The following is a 17,165-nucleotide window of genomic DNA, read 5'->3' as shown; positions in this document are numbered from 1 at the left end:
TGTTGCGTGGCATCGTTGACCAGGGGTTTAACGGTGAACATCCAGGTCGTCACAACCCGGTTCCGGAAATGCCACACATCTCGGAATCATTACCGACCGGTCTGCCGGAAACCCGTTGGCGCACAACGGCCCCAGAAACGCAAAAGGCCCCGCACCCATCGGTGCGGAGCCCTGCCAAGTCGCGGTGACTCAGATCACGCGGACGCCCTGGGCCTGAGGACCCTTCTGGCCCTGGCCGATCTCGAACTCAACGCGCTGACCCTCATCGAGGGACCGGAAACCCGATCCGGAAACAGCCGAGTAGTGCACGAACACGTCGGGACCACCGTCGTCCTGAGCGATGAACCCGAAGCCCTTCTCGCTGTTGAACCACTTCACAATGCCTTGCGCCATTTCATACCTTCTGTAGACGAGCCAGGCCAGCAAACGTCCGCTGAACCCGGTCTCGATGTTCCATCGTGCCATGCCGAACGGTGGCCGCGCCACTACTGTCGCGACGAACACATGTTTGCGACCCATATGCCAGCTACCTGGCAAGCCGTTATTTCATTGAGTGTTATCTCAGCGAGATATCACGGGAGGCGCCGATGGTCTTGACGATTCCAGCATCGAGCCCGAACGAATCAGGACGACCGGTACCGAAATGCGGCCGGCCCCGGACAAACAATGCCCGAGGCCGGCCGTGGGTCGATTCATTCGACCATCATGCGAGCTCAGCCGCCGAAAGAACCCGTCCACAGCGTGTTCACCAGGCCGTGGAACGCAGCGCTGCCCGTGCTCAGAACGCCGTTCAGTGCAGCGGAACCAGTGTCGATGATAACGGGGATCATGGAATTGCCTTTCATTGTTGCAACCCGGCTGAACCGGCTTTCAACAGGCGTATCGAGCAGTCCGAAACAGTCGTTAGCCAGACTTGCGGAAGAGTGACTGGGGCGACAAAATCATCCGACTGTGTGCCACGCCACAATCAGTTCGGCACGACCCGGACGTCCTTGGCCTCGGGACCGGTCTTGGTGTGGCGGATTTCGAACGCCACCCGCTGCCCCTGGGCCAGCGACCGGAAGCCGGCGCCCTCGAGTTCGGTGTAGTCGACGAAGACATCGGGTCCACCGCTGTCCTGCGTGATGAACCCGAAGCCCTTCTTCGTGTCGAACCACTTCACGATGCCCTGTGTCATATCACTTACCCTCTCGCCGGCGGGCCAGCCAGACCATAGCGAGACATGCAAGTGCCCGTCCAGGTTTCGCCCGCTCGGATCCTCCCGCACGGGTGCGGAGTTCATGGCCGCAAATAGCGGACTTGGCCGGGTTTAGCCGCGTCGTACGCCTCGCGGCCCGATAGCTGGGCGGGCACGCCGACCTCCCACCAGGCTCCGGCCTCGGTCCAGGCCGACGGCTGGGTGCGCACGACGACCACCGCGGGCCGCGATTGCTGTACGGCCGCGCCCCGGGCCCGGAGATACGCGTCCCGGAATCCGTCCAGGTCGGTGGCCGTGAATACCGCGCAGCCCAGGGAATGGGCGTGGGCGGCGAAATTCACCCGCGGCGGAGCCGGGTGATTTGTCCGGCAATCGCGGTACAGATTATTGAATCCGTTGCCGCCCTGCCCCTCCTGCAACCGGGCAATCACCGCATAACCGTCGTTGTCGCAGACGACGGCCACCAGTGGATGGCCCGCGAAGGCCGCCGAGAACAGCTCGGAATTGAGCATCAGATATGACCCGTCGCCCAGCATGGTGGTGACCAGCCCGCGACGATGCGCCAGCGCCGCGCCCCACGCTCCGGCGAGTTCGTATCCCATGCAGGAGAATCCGTATTCGACGTCCATACTCGGCCCATCGCCACCGGATCGCCAGCCGCCCACCAGCTCACCCGGCATGCCGCCCGACGCGGTCATCACGTAGTCGGCCGGTTCGCTGAGATCGTTGACCGCACCGACGATCTGCGCGTACGTCGGGATGCCGGGGGTGGGCTCGCGCAGGTCGTCGATGTGGTCGTCCCACTCGCCGCGCACCGTGGCCGCGCGCGTCGTCCAGTCCGGTGCCGCCTGCCAGTCCCCCAGCTCGGGCCCCAGCTCCTCCAGTGCCGCATCGGCATCCGCGACCACGGCGATCGCACCGTGCTTGACCGCGTCGAATCGGGCGGCGTTGATGCTGACCATCCTGACGTCGGGGCGGAACGCCGTCCACGACGCGGTCGTGAAGTCCTGCAGGCGAGTTCCCACCGCAAGCACGAGATCCGCCTCGGCGGCGAGGGTGTTGGCCGACGCCGATCCGGTGATGCCGAGCGGCCCGGCATACAGCGGGTGGTCGTGCGGCACCAGAGTACGTCCGGCGGTGGTCTCGGTAACCGGAATGCCGTGCCGCTGTGCGAATTCCAGCGCCCGCGGCCCGGCCCCCGAATACCGGACGCCGCCGCCGAGTATCAGCAGCGGGCGGCGGGCCGAACGTAATGCCGTTGCGGCACGGGCCAATGCCGTGCGGTCGGGGCGCGGCCGGGCGAGGGCGTGCACCATCGGCGCGAACAGCGAGCCCGGGAAATCGGCGGCCTCGGCCTGCACGTCCTGCGGCAGTGCCAGAGTCACGGGCCCGGCATCGGCGGGGTCGGTGAGCACCCGGGCGACCTGCGGCAAGGTGGCGATCAGCTGCTCGGGGCGGGTGATCCGATCGAAATAGCGGCTGACGGGCCGGAAGGCGTCGTTCACCGTGATCGTCGGATCTCCGAAGTTCTCCACCTGCTGCAGCACCGGATCCGGTGCGCGGCTGACGAAGGTGTCGCCCGGAAGCAACAGCAGCGGAAGGCGATTCGCGTGTGCGACACCGGCGGCGGTCACCATGTTCAGCGCACCGGGCCCGATCGAGGAGGTGGCCACGCCGACCTGCCGCCGATGGGTGGCCTTGGCCAGGCCGACCGCGGCCAGGGCCATGCCCTGTTCGGTGTGGCCGCGCCACACCGGAAGCACATCGCGGCGTTCCTCGAGCGCGGTGCCCAGGCCCAGCACGTTGCCGTGCCCGAATATCGCGAAAACCGCCGGAAACAGCGGGACCTCGCGGCCGTCGAGAGTTTCGGAGTGCTGGGCGATCAACCAGGCGACCAGCGCCTGCGCGGTGGTCATTCTCATCGGCGCACCCGTCCTGTGTGGTCGGTAACCGGGCAGCGGGTATCAACCGGCGTCGCATCCCACTCGGCGCGCACCCATCCGTGCGATGGATCGTCACAGAAGGCCATGGACCGTTCGGCCGCCGGGCCCGCAAGGACATTCAGGTAGTACATCGGATAGCCGGGCGCGGCGGCACATGGTCCGTGGTAGCCGCGGGGTATCAGGAACACATCCCCGTCGCGCACGGCGACGTTCTCGTCCAGGGCGCGGTCGGCGGTGTAGGTGCGGTGCATTCCGAAACCCTCTCTGGACGGGGTGATTCCATCGCGCCCGGCGATGCGGAAGTAGTAGATCTCCTCGTTGACCACCTCGCACTCGCTCGCCTCGTCGTGCTTGTGCGGGGGATACGAGGACCAGTTGCCGTCCGGGGTGATCAGTTCGCAGGCGTTGAGCTTGTCCGCGTGCTCCCAGGCGCCGGGCGTACCGAAATTGGCGACCTGGCGGGTGGCCTGGCCCGCACCACGCACCTCGACCGGAACATCCTCGGCAGCACCGTATTTCGGTTCGAGTCGCCGCTCACAACGGGCCATCGGCAGCGCGATCTCCGCATCGCGATCCGCGGAAAGCTCCACCTCGGCATCGCGCGGAACGTAGGCGAAGTCGGTGACTCGCGTGAATACCGAATCCCGACCGGACAATTCGAAGACCTCGCCGTCCACCCGGACGGTGCAGCCGCCGGACAGCGGCAGCACGAAGGCCTCGTAGTCGCCGGTGTGCACCGACCTCGCCCGCCCAGCGCTCAGCCGCAGCACTCGCAGTCCGGCGTAGGACCACCCCGCGACCTCGGGGGACAACAGTATGGGATCGTCCCCGTCGGAGAGCTCTCCCGCCGGGTAATGCAACTTACTCATCGTGCTGCCTCCCATTCCGATCCGTAGCTGTGTCGGCCGCCCTGTCGTCCGGCCCGTTTCCGGCCGGAATCACCAGGCCGACCGAGGAATTCACCGTGCTTCCTTCAGGATCATCGCCGCCGCCTCGACCGCTCCCGCCACGTCACCGTCGGGCGGATAGAGCAGGCTGCGCCCGACGACCAACCCCCGGGACACCTCGTGCCGCAGCGCCCCGCCCCAGGCGGCCAGATCCGCCGCCGGATCCCCCGAGGGCACTCCGCCCAGCATCAGCACCGGCAGGGTTGTCGCGTCGAGCACCGAGATATCCTCCGGCGCTGGTATTTTCAGCCAGGTGTAGGCCGAGGTCACGCCCAGCCCGGACGCGACGGTGATGGCCCGCTGCAACGAGGCCGAATCCTTGTGCATCACCAGCGATCCGGATGCGTCGCGGTGGTACGGCAGCGGCTCGACCATCGCCATCAGGCCGTGCGCCGCCAGTTCCGACACCGCGCTCGCGCAAGCCTGCAGGGTGGGAATCGTGCGCGGATCCGAATCCACCAGCCGCAGCAGCATTTTCCCGCCGTCCAGGCCGAAATCCACCAGCGATTGCGCATCGTAGCCGGTGAACCGGTCCTCGATCTCCCAGTCGGCCCCGGCCAGGCCGCCGCGGTTCATCGATCCGATGACAACCTTGTCGTGCAGTGCGCCCAGCAGCAGCAGTTCCTCCACCACGTCCGGGGAGCCGAGCACCCCGTCCACCGCCGGGTTGTCCAGCGCGATCAGCAGGCGCTCGAGCAGCGTGCGGCGATCCGCCATCGCGGTCCGGTCCGACCCGACGCCCAGCGCGCCACGCGCGGGATGGTCGGCGGCCACCAGGAACAGGGTGCCGCGCTCGGACAGCAGGCTCGCCCGTCGCCGGCGTGCGGCGTAGGCGCGCCGGACGGCCTCGGGTTCGGTGCCGCGCAGGCGCAGCAGCTCGCGCCAGCGTTCGTCGGTCAGATACACGCTCTCTCCTCCGGTCGACTCTCGCGGGCCGCGAATCGCCTCACCCACACAGCAATTCCTCGATCTCGGCGGGCGTGGGCATTGCGTCGGCACACGCCAGGCGCGAGGCGACCAGCGCCCCGGCGGCATTCGCATACGCCGCGATCCGCCGTGGATCCCAGCCCGCGAGCAGTCCGTGCACCAGCGCGCCGCCGAACCCGTCACCCGCGCCGAGCCCGCACACCACCTCGACCCGGCACGGCGGCACCGTCCACCGCCCGCCGGCGGCATCGGCCATCAGCACTCCGTCCGCGCCACACTTGATCACCGCCAGCTCGACCCCGCGCTCGAGCAGCCGGTCCGCGGCCTGATCGGGGTCGGCCGTGCCGACCGCCACCTGCGCCTCGGTTCGGTTGCCCACCACCACATTCACGTGATCGAGCATCCAGCCGATCTCGCGACGGGCGGTCGGCTCGTCGGGCCAGAACATCGGCCGGTAGTCCAGATCGAGCACGGTGTGTCCGCGGCCCGCTCGGCGTTCGAGCACGGCACGCTGGGTACCGCGTCCGGGCTCGGCGCTGACACCGGTCCCTGTCACCCACAGCAGAGGCACCGAATCGATGACATCCCAGGGGATTTCGTCGGGGGTGAGGGTCAGGTCCGGGGCGATCGGGGCGCGGTAGAACAGCAGCGGCGGATCGGCGGGCGGATTCAGCTCGCAGAAGACCACCGGTGTCAGCAGATCCGGGGAGGTCGACACGTACTCGGGCGAAACACCGAACTCCGACAGGGCCGTTCGTACGTATTCGCCGAATCCGTCGGCGCCGACCTTGGTGAGTACCGCGCTGCGTCGCCCGAGCCGGGCGGCGGCGACGGCAACGTTGGTGGCGGTACCACCGAGGAACTTGGCGAAGGAGCTGACCTGTGCCAGCGGGACTCCGCTCTGCTGGGGATAGAGGTCCACGCCGACCCGGCCGATGGTCAGCGCCTCCAGAGATCCGCCGATCACGACTGCACCCGCTCCAATTCGTGTTGCAGCGCAGCCAGTTCCGCCCCTCCGGCCATCTGGCGGGTGAGCTCGGGCAGGTCTATCTCCGACTTCTCGTAGGATCCGAGCATCGCGCCGCGCTTGAGCAGCAGGAACCGATCGCCGACAGGATAGGCGTGGTGCGGGTTGTGGGTGATGAGGATGACGCCCAGGCCCCGATCGCGGGCCTGCACAACGTAGCGCAGCACCACCCCGGCCTGTTTCACACCCAATGCCGCGGTCGGTTCGTCGAGAATCAGCACCTTCGCGCCGTAGTGCACGGCCCGTGCGATCGCGACGCACTGCCGCTGCCCGCCCGAGAGCGTGCCGACGGGCTGCTCGAGGTCGCGCAGTTCGATGCCCATGTCCGACAGGGCCTTACGGGTGATCTCCCGGCTCTCGGCCCGGTCTAGCATCCGCAGCGGCCCGATGCCGACCGTCGGTTCGGACCCCAGCACGAAGTTGCGCCACACGCTCATCAGCGGCACCACCGCCAGATCCTGATAGACGGTGGCGATCCCGTGATCCAACGACTCACGCGGAGAGGCGAATCGGACCGGCTGCCCCTCCACCTTCAGTTCGCCCGCATCGTGCTGGTGCACCCCGGCGAGGATCTTGATCAGTGTCGATTTGCCCGCGCCGTTGTCACCGAGCACGCAGGTGACCTCGCCCGCGTTGACGACGGTGGACACGCCCTCGAGCGCCACCACGCCGCCGTAACTCTTTCCGATGCCGATGGTTTCGATAAGCGTGCCGGTCATCGCCGAACCCTTTCCGCCCGCTTCTTGAATTCGTTGTTCACCAGCACCGCCGCCAGCAGCAGCACGCCGAGGAACAACATGAACCAGTCGTCGTCCCAGCGCGCGAAGACGATGCCCTGCCGCGCCATTCCGAAGATCAACGCGCCCAGCGCGGCCCCGACCACCGATCCGAACCCGCCGGTGAGCAGGCAGCCGCCCACCACCGCCGCGATGATGAACTGCAGCTCGAGCCCCACGCCCTGATTGGCCTGCACGCTGCCGAATCGCAGGATGTTGCAGGAACCGACGACCCATCCGGCGAAGCCGGTGCCCATGAACAGCAGGATCTTGGTCCGGACCGCCGGCACGCCGACCGCGCGGGCACTGTCCAGTGCACCGCCGACCGCGAAGGTCCAGTTCCCGAAACGGGTGCGCACCAACAGGATCGAACCCAGCACGGTCAGCACGATCCACCACAGCACCGACGCCTGGAGCTGGGCGCCGCCCAGATTGATCGTGGAGGCGAACACCGAACCCGCCGAACTGTATCCGGCCGCGCCGCGGATGCCCGATACCTCGACGGTGGCGGTGACCAACCGGGTCACACCGAGGTTGAGTCCCTGCAGTGCAAGGAAGGTGCCGAGCGTGACGATGAAGCTCGGTAGCCCCGTGCGCATCACGACCCAGCCGTTGAATGCGCCCACGGCCAGGGCGAATACGAGTGATACCAGCAACGCCGCCCAGACGTTCCAGCCGGCGTGCACCGCAAGCAGCGCGGTGACCAGCGAGGTGGAGGCCGTCATCACTCCGGCCGACAGATCGAACTCCCCGCCGATCATCAACAGCGACACCGCGACCGCCATGATGCCCAGCGTCGAGGAGTCGTCCAGCCAGTTCGCGGTGCCCAGCGGGCTCAGGAACTTGTCGGTGATGACGGAGAAGAACACGAACACCAGCACGGCGCCCAGTAGCGCGCCGAGCTCCGGTCGCACGATCGTGCGCTGCCACAGGGTGGGGCTGGACACCGGCTCCGCCCCGGAGGGTTCGGACGGTTCGGTCTGCGACGGCGTTGCGGCAATACTCAATTCATCGCCTCTCAGCGCGTGCCCTGCGACACCAGCGTCGCGATGGCATCGACATTGTCCTTGTCGACGAAGGCCGGCCCGGTCTGCACCGGTGCGCCGCCGCCGACGGTGTTGCGGTTGGACTTGTACAGCGCGAGCATCGCGATGGGCAGGTATCCCTGCTCGTACTGCTGCTGATCGACCGCGAACAGCAGCTTGCCCGCCTTGATCGCGCCGACGACGTCACTGTTCAGGTCGAAGGTCGCGACGACGGCCGCGGAGCTCGACTCCTGGACCGCGTCCACCGCGCGCGCGGCGACCTGCGAATTCAGCGTCAGCACCGCGTCGATCGAATGATCGGCCTCGAGCGCGCCCTTGATTCGCGACTGGGCGTCGGTCGGGTTGTTGATGTCGACCTGCAGCGTGGTGGTGTTGCCGCCGAAGCCGGTCGTCGCGCCCTGGCAGCGCTGGTTGTCACCGATATTGCCCGCCTCGTGAATGACGCAGAGCAGCTTGTGCTTTCCGGCTGCGGCCAGGCGCTTGCCCGCCCCCGCACCGGCGGACTCCTCGCTCTGCCCGACGTGCCCGATGGCCCCGACGCTGACGCTCTGTTCCTCACCGGAGTTGATCGTCACCACTGGAATCCCTGCGGCGACGGCCTTTTGGATGGACGGCTTCAGCGCGTCCGGATTGGCCATCGACACCACCAGACCGCCCACGCCCTGGGCCACGGCGTTGTCGATCAGCTTGGCCTGCTGGGTGGGATCACCCGAGGACTGGTAATCGACCTTGACGCCGAACTGTTTCCCGGCGGCGTCGGCGCCGTTCTTGACCACGTTCCAGAACGCGTCGCCCGCGCTGCCGTGGGTGACCACCGACACGGACTTCAATGTCCCTGTCGCACTGGGTGCCTGGGCGGTGGGCGTCGAGTTCTCCGCGGCGGGCCCGCTGCAGGCGGCCAGCAGCGCCCCGGCGGCGAGCCAGGGCAGCACGCGCCGCCACCGCGAACGGGTGCTGCGGGCCGAGACGGACTTCGTTGTCATTGCATCTCCTACATTCCGGCGGAAACCATGGCGGCGCCGATGCCTTCGAGGCGGCGCAAGCTGCGTTGGGTATCGCGGCTGGGACCCGCCGCGGTGTCGGTGGGCGCCAGCGCCGTGTCCTGTTCGAGGACGTACCAGCCTCGATATCCGGACTCGTACACGCACCGCACCAGGGAGTCGACATCGACGTCACCCTCGCCCAGCGGCACATACAGCCCGTTGCGCACTGCGGCGCTGTATTCCATTGCACCGCTGCGGATCCGGTCGGCCATATCGGCGCGAACGTCCTTGAGGTGAATATGGCCGATGCGGTCGGCATGTCGGCGCGCCAGTGCCACCGGGTCGGTGCCGCCGATCAGCAGGTGTCCGGTGTCCAGGCACAGGTCCAGATCGGAATCCGCGAGCAGGCGTTCCACCTCGGCCTCGGTCTCCACCAGGGTGCCCACGTGCGGGTGCAGTACTGTGCGCAGGCCGTATTCGGCGGCGAGATCGCGGATACCGGCGGCGGTGTCGAGCAGCGTGCGCCATTGCTCCCGGTCCAGCTGCGGGCGGGAATCGTAGCCGTCGACGCCGGTCGCGGCCGCGAGTACCAGCACTTCGGCCCCGGCGGCGGCGAACAGCTTCGCGTTGGCCCGCGCCGCGGCCAGCGCCGCCTCGGGCTCGACGTGCAGGGGTAGCGCCACGAATCCGCCGATCGCGGCGATTCCATAGGGGGCCAGCAGTTCCCGCAGCTCGTTCGGCTCGCTCGGCAGGTATCCGGGCGGGCCGAATTCGGTGGCGGACAGGCCGAGCGCGGCCATCTCCGTGAGCACGGTCGCCGCGTCGAGCACGTGCCCCCAACCGGGCACCTCGCAGACTCCCCAGGAGATCGGTGCCGCGGCAATGCGCAGCGGATGCGTCGGTTCGGTCATCGGGACTGCTCCGGCCTGTCGGTGTATCTTTCGCGCCTCCATTGGAGCGCTCTAACAATGTAACCTGTGTCACGACGATGTCAAGGGTCGAATGTAGCGCAGCTTCAACATATCTACCTGGAAGAACGCGCGACATTAGGACAAATTTCCGCCCTGCCCGCGTGCGAGCCGACCACATTAGAGCGCTCTATTGCTTGGAGCGCTCCAACCCGGTAACGTCCGGACACAGAGTTCCGCCCACGCTCCTGGGAGAAAGCCACCATGCCGCGACCGACGATGGAAGACGTTGCCGCCCTTGCCGGCGTCTCCCGCGCGCTGGTCTCCCTCGTCATGCGCGATTCGCCGAAGGTCAGCGAGCACCGGCGCCGCGCGGTGCTGGCCGCGGCCAAGGAACTCGGCTACCGCCCGCACGCGATGGCGCGCTCACTGGCCAGCCGCACCTCCAACATCGTCGGCGTCATGGTCTCGGACCTGCACAACGCGTTCTTCGCCGATGTGGTCGAGGCCATGGATACCGCCGCCCAGCAGGCCGGGCTGGAACTGATCCTCAATACCGGCCGCCGCAGCGCCGCCCGCGAGCGCGGCGCGCTGGCCAGCCTGCTGGCCTTCCGGCCGGGAGGGGTCATTCTGCTCTCGCCGGTACTCTCCGCCGCGGCCATTCGCGAGGCCGCGGCGCAGTGCCCGGTCGTGCTGGTCTCACGCAGCTCGACTGTGCCCACCGTCGACACCGTCAACGATGATGGCGAGAACGGCGCGGCCCTGGCCGTGGACCATCTGGTAGCGCTGGGACATCGGCGCATCGTGCACTTCGACGGCGGCGCGGCCTTCAGTGCCACGCCCCGGCGCAAGGGCTATGTCGCCGCCATGACCCGGCACGGCCTCGAGCCGATGGTCATCCCGAGCGAGCATACCGACGCGGCCGGCATCGCCGCGGTGCGCAAACTCCTGACCGTGTTCTCCCCGGCCAACTTTCCGACCGCGCTGGTCTGCGGCAACGATTTCAACGCGGTCGGTGCGATGTCCGCGCTCGAGGAGGCGGGTCTGTCGGTGCCACAGGACGTTTCGGTCGTCGGCTACGACAATTCGTCACTGGCCGCGCTGCGGCACATCGCGCTCACCACCGTCGATCAACCCCGCACCGAGATCGGGCGGCTGGCGGTCGAGGCGCTGGTCGAGCGGCTGCGCACCGATCGCACCGATCCGGTCCGGCAACGGGTGCAGCCGTCGCTGGTGGTCCGCTCCACCACCGCCGCGCCCGCGGATCTGTTTCCGGCACAAGGAAACACCGCATGACGGGGCTCCGCAATCAAAGTCCGACCCGGCCCCTGGGCCGCCGGGTCACGCGGACACTCCACGGCCCGGACGAAAGGGCAGGTGTCACATGAGTATCAGGCTGGGCCTGGCCGGTACGGGCCGCATCGGCGCCGCGCACGCGGAAACGCTGCGCTCACTGCCCGGGGTCGACGCGGTCGTCGTCGCCGACGCCGACGCCGCACGCGCCCGCGATACGGCCGCGAAGCTCGGGGTGGACTTCGCCCCCGATATCGAGGCACTGCTGGCTACGGACCCGACCGGCATCGTCATCGCCACACCGACCGATTCGCATCCCGAACTCATCACGCGGGCAGTCGATCTCGGCATCTCGGTGTTCTGTGAGAAGCCGGTGGCCGCGGATATCGACGGCACCCTGGCGGTCATCCGGCACCTGGAAGACTCCACCGTGCCCGTGCAGATCGGCTTCCAGCGCCGCTTCGACGCAGGGTACCGCGCGGCGCGGGCCGCGGTGCGGTCACACGAGCTCGGCTGGCTGCACAGCCTGCGCGCCACCACCCTGGATCCGGCTCCCCCACCGGCGGAATACATTCCGCGCTCAGGCGGGCTGTTCCGGGACTGCGGGGTGCACGATTTCGACATCATCCGATGGGTCTCGGGCCGCGAGGTCGCCGAGGTGTTCGTGCTGGGCGCCAATCGGGGCGAGCAGTTCTTCCGCGACGCGGGCGATGTCGACACCGCCGCGGTCGTCCTGTCTCTCGACGACGGCACCCTCGCCACGGTCTCGCTCGGCCGGTACAACGGCGCGGGCTACGACGTGCGCCTGGAGGTGCTCGGTTCGAAGGGCAACGCCGTTGTCGGCCTTGATGATCGGGCCCCGCTGCGCTCGGTCGAGCCGGGCTACCCGGCCGCGACCCTGCCCGCCTATCCGAACTTCATGGAACGCTTCCGCAGCGCCTACGCCGAGGAGCTGGCCGTCTTCGTCGAAGTCGCCACCGGGGCGGCCGAAAACCCTTGCCGCCCAGCCGATGCGCTGGAGGCGTTCTACATCGCCGAGGCCTGCGAACTGTCGCTGCACCAGCGCCGTCCGGTCGCGGTCGAGGAGGTGCGGCGCTAGTGGCCGGACTCATACCCCGGGGTTAGACCGAAACCACTCGCGAGGGTGATTCGCGCCCCGGACGACGGCGGACAAGATCGGCCCATGTCATTGCGCCACACCATGATCGCCGGGGTCTCGGCCCTGCTCCTGACCGCGGGAGCGACCGCCGCGTGTTCCAGCTCGCCACCGTCGCCCCTCACCTGGCGGCCGTGCCCGGAGGACGCCGCCTTCGAGTGCGCGAATCTCCCTGTGCCGGTGGACTGGTCACATCCCCGAGGCGCGACCATCGATATGGCCGTCATCCGCAAGCACACCGAGGCGGCCACCCGGATCGGCACCCTGATTTCGCTGCCAGGCGGGCCGGGTACCTCCGGCGTGGACCAGATCCTGCAGGGATCCCTGCATTTCTCGCCCGGCCTGGCCGAGCACTTCGATCTGGTGAGCTTCGATGCACGCGGCGCCGGGCGGAGCCATTCGATCCGATGTGATGCCGGGCTGGCCTCGACGTGGCCGAATCTGGTGCCCGACAACGGCGCCCGCCTCGACGACGTGCGGTCCTACGTGAGGCAGCTCGCCGACAGCTGCCGCCACTACACCGGCCCGCTGTTGGACCACATGGACGCGGCCAGCGTCGCACAAGATGTCGAGGCGCTGCGAAAGGCCCTGGGCGAGAACACCGTCACCCTCTACGGCCGATCCTACGGAACCATGTACGGCCAGGCTTACGCCGAAATGTACCCGCAACGCATGCGCGCCCTGCTGCTGGACAGCGCCGACGACCATAGCCTGGACGGGCCCGGATTCCTCGACGGCGAGGCCCGCGCCGCGCGGGATACGTTCGCTGAGTTCACCTCGTGGTGTGCTCGCGAGAGCTCCTGCGTGCTGCACGGCGCCGATATTCCGGCGCTGTACAACGTCTTGTTCGCTCGCGCGGAGCGCGGTGACCTGCACGCCTCGGACGCATCGCACCGCCCGCTCTCGCCGCTCACGCTCAGCCAGGCCCTCACCCAGCATCTGTCCCGGCCCGACTGGCCCGGCCTGGCAACCGATCTGCGGGCGCTGAGCCAGGAGCCCACCGGCAGCGCGCCATCGCCCGCCGTCCCGCATCCGAGCGGTGTCCCCATGTCGATGGCGCCCCTCGAGGTTTGCGCCGATTGGCGTTTCGACATTCCCGGCCAGGCCGACTGGGCGCGACTGTGGCGCGAGCAGAACGACAACGCGGGCACCCTGCGCGCCCACTTCGCCTGGGCCGCAGGCAGTCTGTGCTCGGCCTGGCCCACGCCGCCGCCGAATCCGCCGCACGCCCCGCACGTCCACGATGCGCCCCGGATCCTGCTGATGGAGTCTCTGTACGACCCGGCCACGCCCTACGAGTGGGCCACACACATCGCTGCCGACACCCCGGGCACGACACTGCTCACCTACGACGGATGGGGCCACGGCATCTACGACCGCACGCCGTGCACGGTATCCGCCGGAGACAACTACCTGATCAATCTCACACTGCCGCAACCGCATACGCATTGCGCAGCGGCCGGATAGCCGGGCTCAGCCGACCATATGCAGATATTCGCCGTAGAACAGTGCCAGGCCCACTGCGGCGGCGATCCCACCGAGCACCCAGAAACGAACGATCACCGTCGTTTCGGCCCACTTGCTGAGCTCGAAATGGTGATGGAAGGGCGCCATCTTGAACAGCCGGCTGCGGGTGGTGCGGAATACCACGATCTGCAGCAGCACGGAGGAAATCTCCATGACGTACAGCGCCCCGACCACCACCGTCAGCAGTTCGGTCCGGGTCGTGATCGACAATCCGGCCAGCATTCCACCCAGACCCAGCGCCCCGGTGTCGCCCATGAAGATCCGCGCGGGGGCGGCATTCCACCACAGGAATCCCATGCAGGCCGCCGCCCCCGCCGCGCACACCACGGCCAGATCGAGCGGGTCGCGCACGTCGTAACAGCCGATCCGGGGCCGGGCGGCACACGCGTTGAGGTACTGCCAGATCGTGATGACCACGTACGCGCACAGCGCCAGGCTCATCGACCCGGCGGCCAGCCCGTCCAGGCCGTCGGTGATGTTCACCGCGTTCGACCAGGCCACCACCAGAAAGCAGACCGCGACCAGGAAGCTCATCACGCCGAACGACACAGTGTTGATATCGCGGACGTAGGACACGTGCCGGCTGGCCGGGGTCAGCCCGGTGGCGCCCGGGAAACGCAAGGCCAGCACGCCGAATATCAGCGCGGCCGAGATCTGCCCGATGAATTTCCCCGACGCGGTCAGCCCGAGATTGCGGCGCTTGCGGACCTTGAGCAGATCGTCAATGAATCCGACGACGCCCAGCGCCGTCGCCAGGCCCAGGACCAGCAGGCCCGAGGCGGTGATTCCGGGCGGATGGTTGCTCACGCCGATCAGGTGCGCGCCCAGGTATCCGGCCCACATCCCGATCAGGATCGCGATGCCGCCCATGGTCGGTGTCCCCGCCTTGGACTGGTGGCTGGCGGGGCCGTCGACGCGAATCTCCTGCCGCACATTGGTGCGCGCGAACCATTTGATCAGTAGCGGCGTCAACGTGATCGAGACCGCGAGGGCGATCATCGCCGCGTACAGAACCTGCTTCATGCGCCCCCGAACCACCGAGTTGCTGCCGCCGACTACTACGGCGGACTGCACCGATGGTAACCATGGCGAAAAGCCGCGCCCTAGGCGCGCGCCCGCTGACCACCTCCCGAGGTCCGGCCGCGGTACGCCGCGATCACCGAGACGACCAACACCGTCACCAGTTCCAACACGTTCCACGCGACAGGCGCTGCGGGCGGCGAGGATTCGGCGATGGGCTCGGATTCGGGCACGACTCGCGACGGCGCGGGCATGATCGCGGGCGGTGGCGGTCGCAACGGGGCGGGCATACGGACCGGGGCGATCGGCGGGATCGGCATGGGAATGCGCAGCGGCAGCCCCGGTGCGGGAGGCGGGATTCCGGGCAGGAGCAGCAGGCAGGTCAGCAGGGCGCTACCGGTGAGGGCGCTGCCCACCGCGACGCTGCCGAGCGAGGATCCGCTGGACCCGACACCGACCGTGCCCGGGCCGACGAGACCGCTGCCGGTCAACAGGCCCAGCAGGATTCCGCTGCCGCCGGCGACGGCGCTTCCGGCACAGGCGGTTCCGACGCTGCCGGAGTTCAGGCCGAGCGTATGGGCCCATGAGGCATCCGGGGCGGCGACCTCGCGCGCGGGCGGGGCGGGCACGGGTGCCGCCTCGACCTGCGGCATGCGCGGCGGCGAGGTGTGGACTGCGATCGGGCCGAGTCGCAGGGCATTGTCCCGCGGGCCCGGGTTACCGCTTCCGCTCGCGACAATGCCACTGCCGGAGGCGAAGCCGCCCGATCCGGTCGTGCTGCTCCCCGTGGCGAAGGCCCCCGGCGGCGGCACGGGCGGATCCGCGGCCGCTGGGATGCCGCCTAGGACCAGCGGGCCCAGCACGGCTGCGGCCGCCAGACCTCTCTTCAGCGCGCCTGTTCCGGATGCCATGTGCGCGAACCTCATTCGTTGCCGGTCACCGAGCTGATCTGTTGATACCGCGACAGCGCCTGGTCGAAGGCCTCGTGCGAGACGACGACCACACCGGCATAGGGCTGATCGAGCTTGTGGATCTCCAGCAGTGCCGAGCCGACCACGACCCCGAGCAGCCCGGTCATCACGACACTTCGCCAGCTCACCCGCACCCCGGACAGCACCGGATTCAGCAGCAGCAGGACGGTGCCGAATAGCAGCACGACATTGAGGAATCCGGAAATGCTGTGCCCCTGGTCCAACGTGCGATCGCTACGCGCCTCGGCGACCTTCTCGAGGCTCGCCAGGGCCCGTGAACGCTGATCGGTGACCACCGGATCGGTCGAGCGGACCGCCGTCACCGCCTCGCGCGCGGTGTCGAGGGTGTGCTGCGCGGTGGGGCTCAGCCGCCCGTGCTGGTTCATCATCGGCCAGTCCTGGCTCACGACCTGATGGGTGTAGGCCTGCAGCAGGCCCTCGATCCGCTGCTGATCGGGCTCGGGCATGAAGTGCGCCACCCAGTAGGCGTCGACCAATCCCTTTGCCTCGGTGACGGTGTGGCTGTGCGCGTTCTGGAATTGCTGCCAGCAGATCACCACCACGAAGGCGACCACGGCGGTGAAGAACGTCTTGCTCAGGTCCAGCACCAGCGTGCCCGCGGCCTCGTCGTCGGTGTGGCGCCAGGACTTGGGGCGCAACCGATCCCCGATCACGAAGACGGCCATCGCCAGGATCGCCGCCGCGATCGCGACGATCAATTCCTGAGTCATGCCGGGTATTCGTGGCGGCGGATGCGCCCGGATGTGTTGCCGTGCGCCAGCCGCGTGTCGCCCCGGCGGGTCTCAGTCGGCCGGTACGGGCTCGCCGCGCTCCAAGTACTCCGTGCCGCCCTCGTGGTACGCCGCATAGGCCCGCTGCAGGCGGATCGCCAACCGCGGCGCCACATAGTCCTCGAGGGCCGCGATCGGCACCCACTCCCAGCGATCCAGCTCGCTGTCCTGCAGCACGACAGCGGACTCGTCGCCGAGTTCACCGCAGTCGAAGACGAACAGCAGCCGATCGGTCCCGTCGTGCGGGGACCAATCGCAGACCAGCAGCCGCCGCGGCACGCGCGCGATGCCCAGCTCCTGCGCGATCTCCCGCCGGCACGCCTCGACCGGCGCCTCACTCACATCGACGAAGCCCCCCGGGATGTCCCAGTCGTCCCCATAGGTTTTGTGCACCAGGAATAGCGACTCCTCGCGCACGAACAACGCACCTGCGGCCAACCACGGTCGGGCGAAAACCTCTGGAGTGTAATCCGTTTGCTCGAACGAGGCATGCATGCCCACACCGACCTCACCAGCCCTCACCATGAGGGCTTCACTTCCGGAAACCGTACCCATTCGCCGACCACGATCTCATATCGCCGCCTCACCGCGCCGACCTTTGGAATCGCCCTGCGGCAACCCCGTCGAAAGGCCCTGATCGACGCCCAAAATT

The 17,165-nt window shown here is 68.2% G+C and carries 18 protein-coding genes; 3 read left to right on the top strand and 15 right to left on the bottom strand.

Annotated elements, in window-relative coordinates:
- Positions 1–189: 189 nt before the first annotated feature.
- The 11 genes from KO481_RS19795 to KO481_RS19750 form a co-directional block, all read right to left on the bottom strand.
- Positions 190–393, bottom strand: a complete 204-nt coding sequence (locus KO481_RS19795; protein ID WP_215918917.1) for a cold-shock protein — start codon at positions 391–393, stop codon at positions 190–192.
- A 320-nt stretch (positions 394–713) separates the two neighbouring features.
- The gene (locus KO481_RS43975; RefSeq protein ID WP_281066137.1) at positions 714–845 is read right to left on the bottom strand and encodes a hypothetical protein; all 132 of its coding nucleotides are present in this window, start codon (positions 843–845) and stop codon (positions 714–716) included.
- 122 nt (positions 846–967) lie between these two features.
- A complete protein-coding gene (locus KO481_RS19790) occupies positions 968–1,177 on the bottom strand; it encodes a cold-shock protein (protein WP_215918664.1) in 210 nt (69 codons plus the stop codon).
- A gap of 101 nt (positions 1,178–1,278) precedes the next feature.
- The gene (gene iolD, locus KO481_RS19785) at positions 1,279–3,120 is read right to left on the bottom strand and encodes a 3D-(3,5/4)-trihydroxycyclohexane-1,2-dione acylhydrolase (decyclizing) (protein ID WP_215918663.1); all 1,842 of its coding nucleotides are present in this window, start codon (positions 3,118–3,120) and stop codon (positions 1,279–1,281) included.
- Positions 3,117–4,010: a 5-deoxy-glucuronate isomerase gene (gene iolB / locus KO481_RS19780; RefSeq protein WP_215918662.1), complete on the bottom strand. Its 894-nt coding sequence runs from the start codon at positions 4,008–4,010 to the stop codon at positions 3,117–3,119. Before iolB ends, iolD begins: the two co-directional genes overlap by 4 nt.
- A 90-nt stretch (positions 4,011–4,100) precedes the next feature.
- On the bottom strand, positions 4,101–4,994 hold the full coding sequence (locus KO481_RS19775; protein ID WP_308166696.1) for a Cgl0159 family (beta/alpha)8-fold protein: 894 nt from the start codon (positions 4,992–4,994) through the stop codon (positions 4,101–4,103).
- A 40-nt stretch (positions 4,995–5,034) separates the two neighbouring features.
- Positions 5,035–5,982, bottom strand: a complete 948-nt coding sequence (gene iolC, locus KO481_RS19770; protein WP_308166695.1) for a 5-dehydro-2-deoxygluconokinase — start codon at positions 5,980–5,982, stop codon at positions 5,035–5,037.
- The gene (locus KO481_RS19765; RefSeq protein WP_215918661.1) at positions 5,979–6,761 is read right to left on the bottom strand and encodes an ATP-binding cassette domain-containing protein; all 783 of its coding nucleotides are present in this window, start codon (positions 6,759–6,761) and stop codon (positions 5,979–5,981) included. The genes iolC and KO481_RS19765 overlap by 4 nt, the downstream gene beginning before the upstream one ends.
- Positions 6,758–7,825 carry an ABC transporter permease gene (locus tag KO481_RS19760; RefSeq protein WP_245401178.1) on the bottom strand — a complete coding sequence of 356 codons (1,068 nt, stop codon included), beginning with the start codon at positions 7,823–7,825 and terminating at the stop codon, positions 6,758–6,760. Before KO481_RS19760 ends, KO481_RS19765 begins: the two co-directional genes overlap by 4 nt.
- An 11-nt stretch (positions 7,826–7,836) precedes the next feature.
- Entirely contained in the window at positions 7,837–8,847 is a 1,011-nt protein-coding gene (locus KO481_RS19755; protein WP_215918660.1) for a sugar ABC transporter substrate-binding protein, read from the bottom strand.
- An 8-nt stretch (positions 8,848–8,855) separates the two neighbouring features.
- Positions 8,856–9,758: a TIM barrel protein gene (locus KO481_RS19750; RefSeq protein ID WP_215918659.1), complete on the bottom strand. Its 903-nt coding sequence runs from the start codon at positions 9,756–9,758 to the stop codon at positions 8,856–8,858.
- 276 nt (positions 9,759–10,034) lie between these two features.
- On the opposite strand from KO481_RS19750, the gene KO481_RS19745 reads away from it, so the two are divergent.
- From KO481_RS19745 to KO481_RS19735, 3 genes are all read left to right on the top strand, one after another.
- Positions 10,035–11,051, top strand: coding sequence for a LacI family DNA-binding transcriptional regulator (locus tag KO481_RS19745; RefSeq protein WP_245401177.1), 1,017 nt, complete (start codon positions 10,035–10,037; stop codon positions 11,049–11,051).
- An 88-nt stretch (positions 11,052–11,139) separates the two neighbouring features.
- On the top strand, positions 11,140–12,147 hold the full coding sequence (locus KO481_RS19740; protein WP_215918657.1) for a Gfo/Idh/MocA family protein: 1,008 nt from the start codon (positions 11,140–11,142) through the stop codon (positions 12,145–12,147).
- A gap of 84 nt (positions 12,148–12,231) precedes the next feature.
- On the top strand, positions 12,232–13,671 hold the full coding sequence (locus KO481_RS19735) for an alpha/beta hydrolase (RefSeq protein WP_215918656.1): 1,440 nt from the start codon (positions 12,232–12,234) through the stop codon (positions 13,669–13,671).
- 6 nt (positions 13,672–13,677) lie between these two features.
- Here the strand turns inward: KO481_RS19735 and mraY are convergent, their stop codons facing one another.
- From mraY to KO481_RS19715, 4 genes are all read right to left on the bottom strand, one after another.
- Positions 13,678–14,754 carry a phospho-N-acetylmuramoyl-pentapeptide-transferase gene (mraY, locus tag KO481_RS19730; protein WP_215918655.1) on the bottom strand — a complete coding sequence of 359 codons (1,077 nt, stop codon included), beginning with the start codon at positions 14,752–14,754 and terminating at the stop codon, positions 13,678–13,680.
- Positions 14,755–14,834: 80 nt separating this feature from the next.
- Positions 14,835–15,662 (bottom strand): hypothetical protein, encoded by an 828-nt coding sequence (locus KO481_RS19725; RefSeq protein WP_215918654.1) that lies wholly within the window; start codon positions 15,660–15,662, stop codon positions 14,835–14,837.
- Positions 15,663–15,673: 11 nt separating this feature from the next.
- Entirely contained in the window at positions 15,674–16,453 is a 780-nt protein-coding gene (locus tag KO481_RS19720; protein ID WP_215918653.1) for a bestrophin-like domain, read from the bottom strand.
- Positions 16,454–16,525: 72 nt separating this feature from the next.
- Positions 16,526–17,038, bottom strand: coding sequence for an NUDIX domain-containing protein (locus KO481_RS19715; protein WP_215918652.1), 513 nt, complete (start codon positions 17,036–17,038; stop codon positions 16,526–16,528).
- Positions 17,039–17,165 lie beyond the last annotated feature (127 nt).

The organism is Nocardia albiluteola, from assembly GCF_018860155.1.
Classification (GTDB): Bacteria; Actinomycetota; Actinomycetes; order Mycobacteriales; family Mycobacteriaceae; genus Nocardia; species Nocardia albiluteola.
Note: the sequence above shows the minus strand (reverse complement) of the source record. Positions and strands in the feature narration are given on the sequence as shown.

Excerpts from the sequence above, each read along its gene's own strand:
- KO481_RS19790 (WP_215918664.1), bottom strand. The coding sequence starts at position 1,177 with ATGACACAGGGCATCGTGAAGTGGTTCGACACGAAGAAGGGCTTCGGG.
- KO481_RS19725 (WP_215918654.1), bottom strand. The coding sequence starts at position 15,662 with ATGGCATCCGGAACAGGCGCGCTGAAGAGAGGTCTGGCGGCCGCAGCC.
- iolB (WP_215918662.1), bottom strand. The coding sequence starts at position 4,010 with ATGAGTAAGTTGCATTACCCGGCGGGAGAGCTCTCCGACGGGGACGAT.
- KO481_RS19765 (WP_215918661.1), bottom strand. The coding sequence starts at position 6,761 with ATGACCGGCACGCTTATCGAAACCATCGGCATCGGAAAGAGTTACGGC.
- mraY (WP_215918655.1), bottom strand. The coding sequence starts at position 14,754 with ATGAAGCAGGTTCTGTACGCGGCGATGATCGCCCTCGCGGTCTCGATC.
- KO481_RS19795 (WP_215918917.1), bottom strand. The coding sequence starts at position 393 with ATGGCGCAAGGCATTGTGAAGTGGTTCAACAGCGAGAAGGGCTTCGGG.
- KO481_RS19735 (WP_215918656.1), top strand. The coding sequence starts at position 12,232 with ATGTCATTGCGCCACACCATGATCGCCGGGGTCTCGGCCCTGCTCCTG.
- KO481_RS43975 (WP_281066137.1), bottom strand. The coding sequence starts at position 845 with ATGAAAGGCAATTCCATGATCCCCGTTATCATCGACACTGGTTCCGCT.
- KO481_RS19755 (WP_215918660.1), bottom strand. The coding sequence starts at position 8,847 with ATGACAACGAAGTCCGTCTCGGCCCGCAGCACCCGTTCGCGGTGGCGG.
- KO481_RS19715 (WP_215918652.1), bottom strand. The coding sequence starts at position 17,038 with ATGGTGAGGGCTGGTGAGGTCGGTGTGGGCATGCATGCCTCGTTCGAG.
- KO481_RS19745 (WP_245401177.1), top strand. The coding sequence starts at position 10,035 with ATGGAAGACGTTGCCGCCCTTGCCGGCGTCTCCCGCGCGCTGGTCTCC.
- KO481_RS19740 (WP_215918657.1), top strand. The coding sequence starts at position 11,140 with ATGAGTATCAGGCTGGGCCTGGCCGGTACGGGCCGCATCGGCGCCGCG.
- iolD (WP_215918663.1), bottom strand. The coding sequence starts at position 3,120 with ATGAGAATGACCACCGCGCAGGCGCTGGTCGCCTGGTTGATCGCCCAG.
- KO481_RS19720 (WP_215918653.1), bottom strand. The coding sequence starts at position 16,453 with ATGACTCAGGAATTGATCGTCGCGATCGCGGCGGCGATCCTGGCGATG.
- KO481_RS19750 (WP_215918659.1), bottom strand. The coding sequence starts at position 9,758 with ATGACCGAACCGACGCATCCGCTGCGCATTGCCGCGGCACCGATCTCC.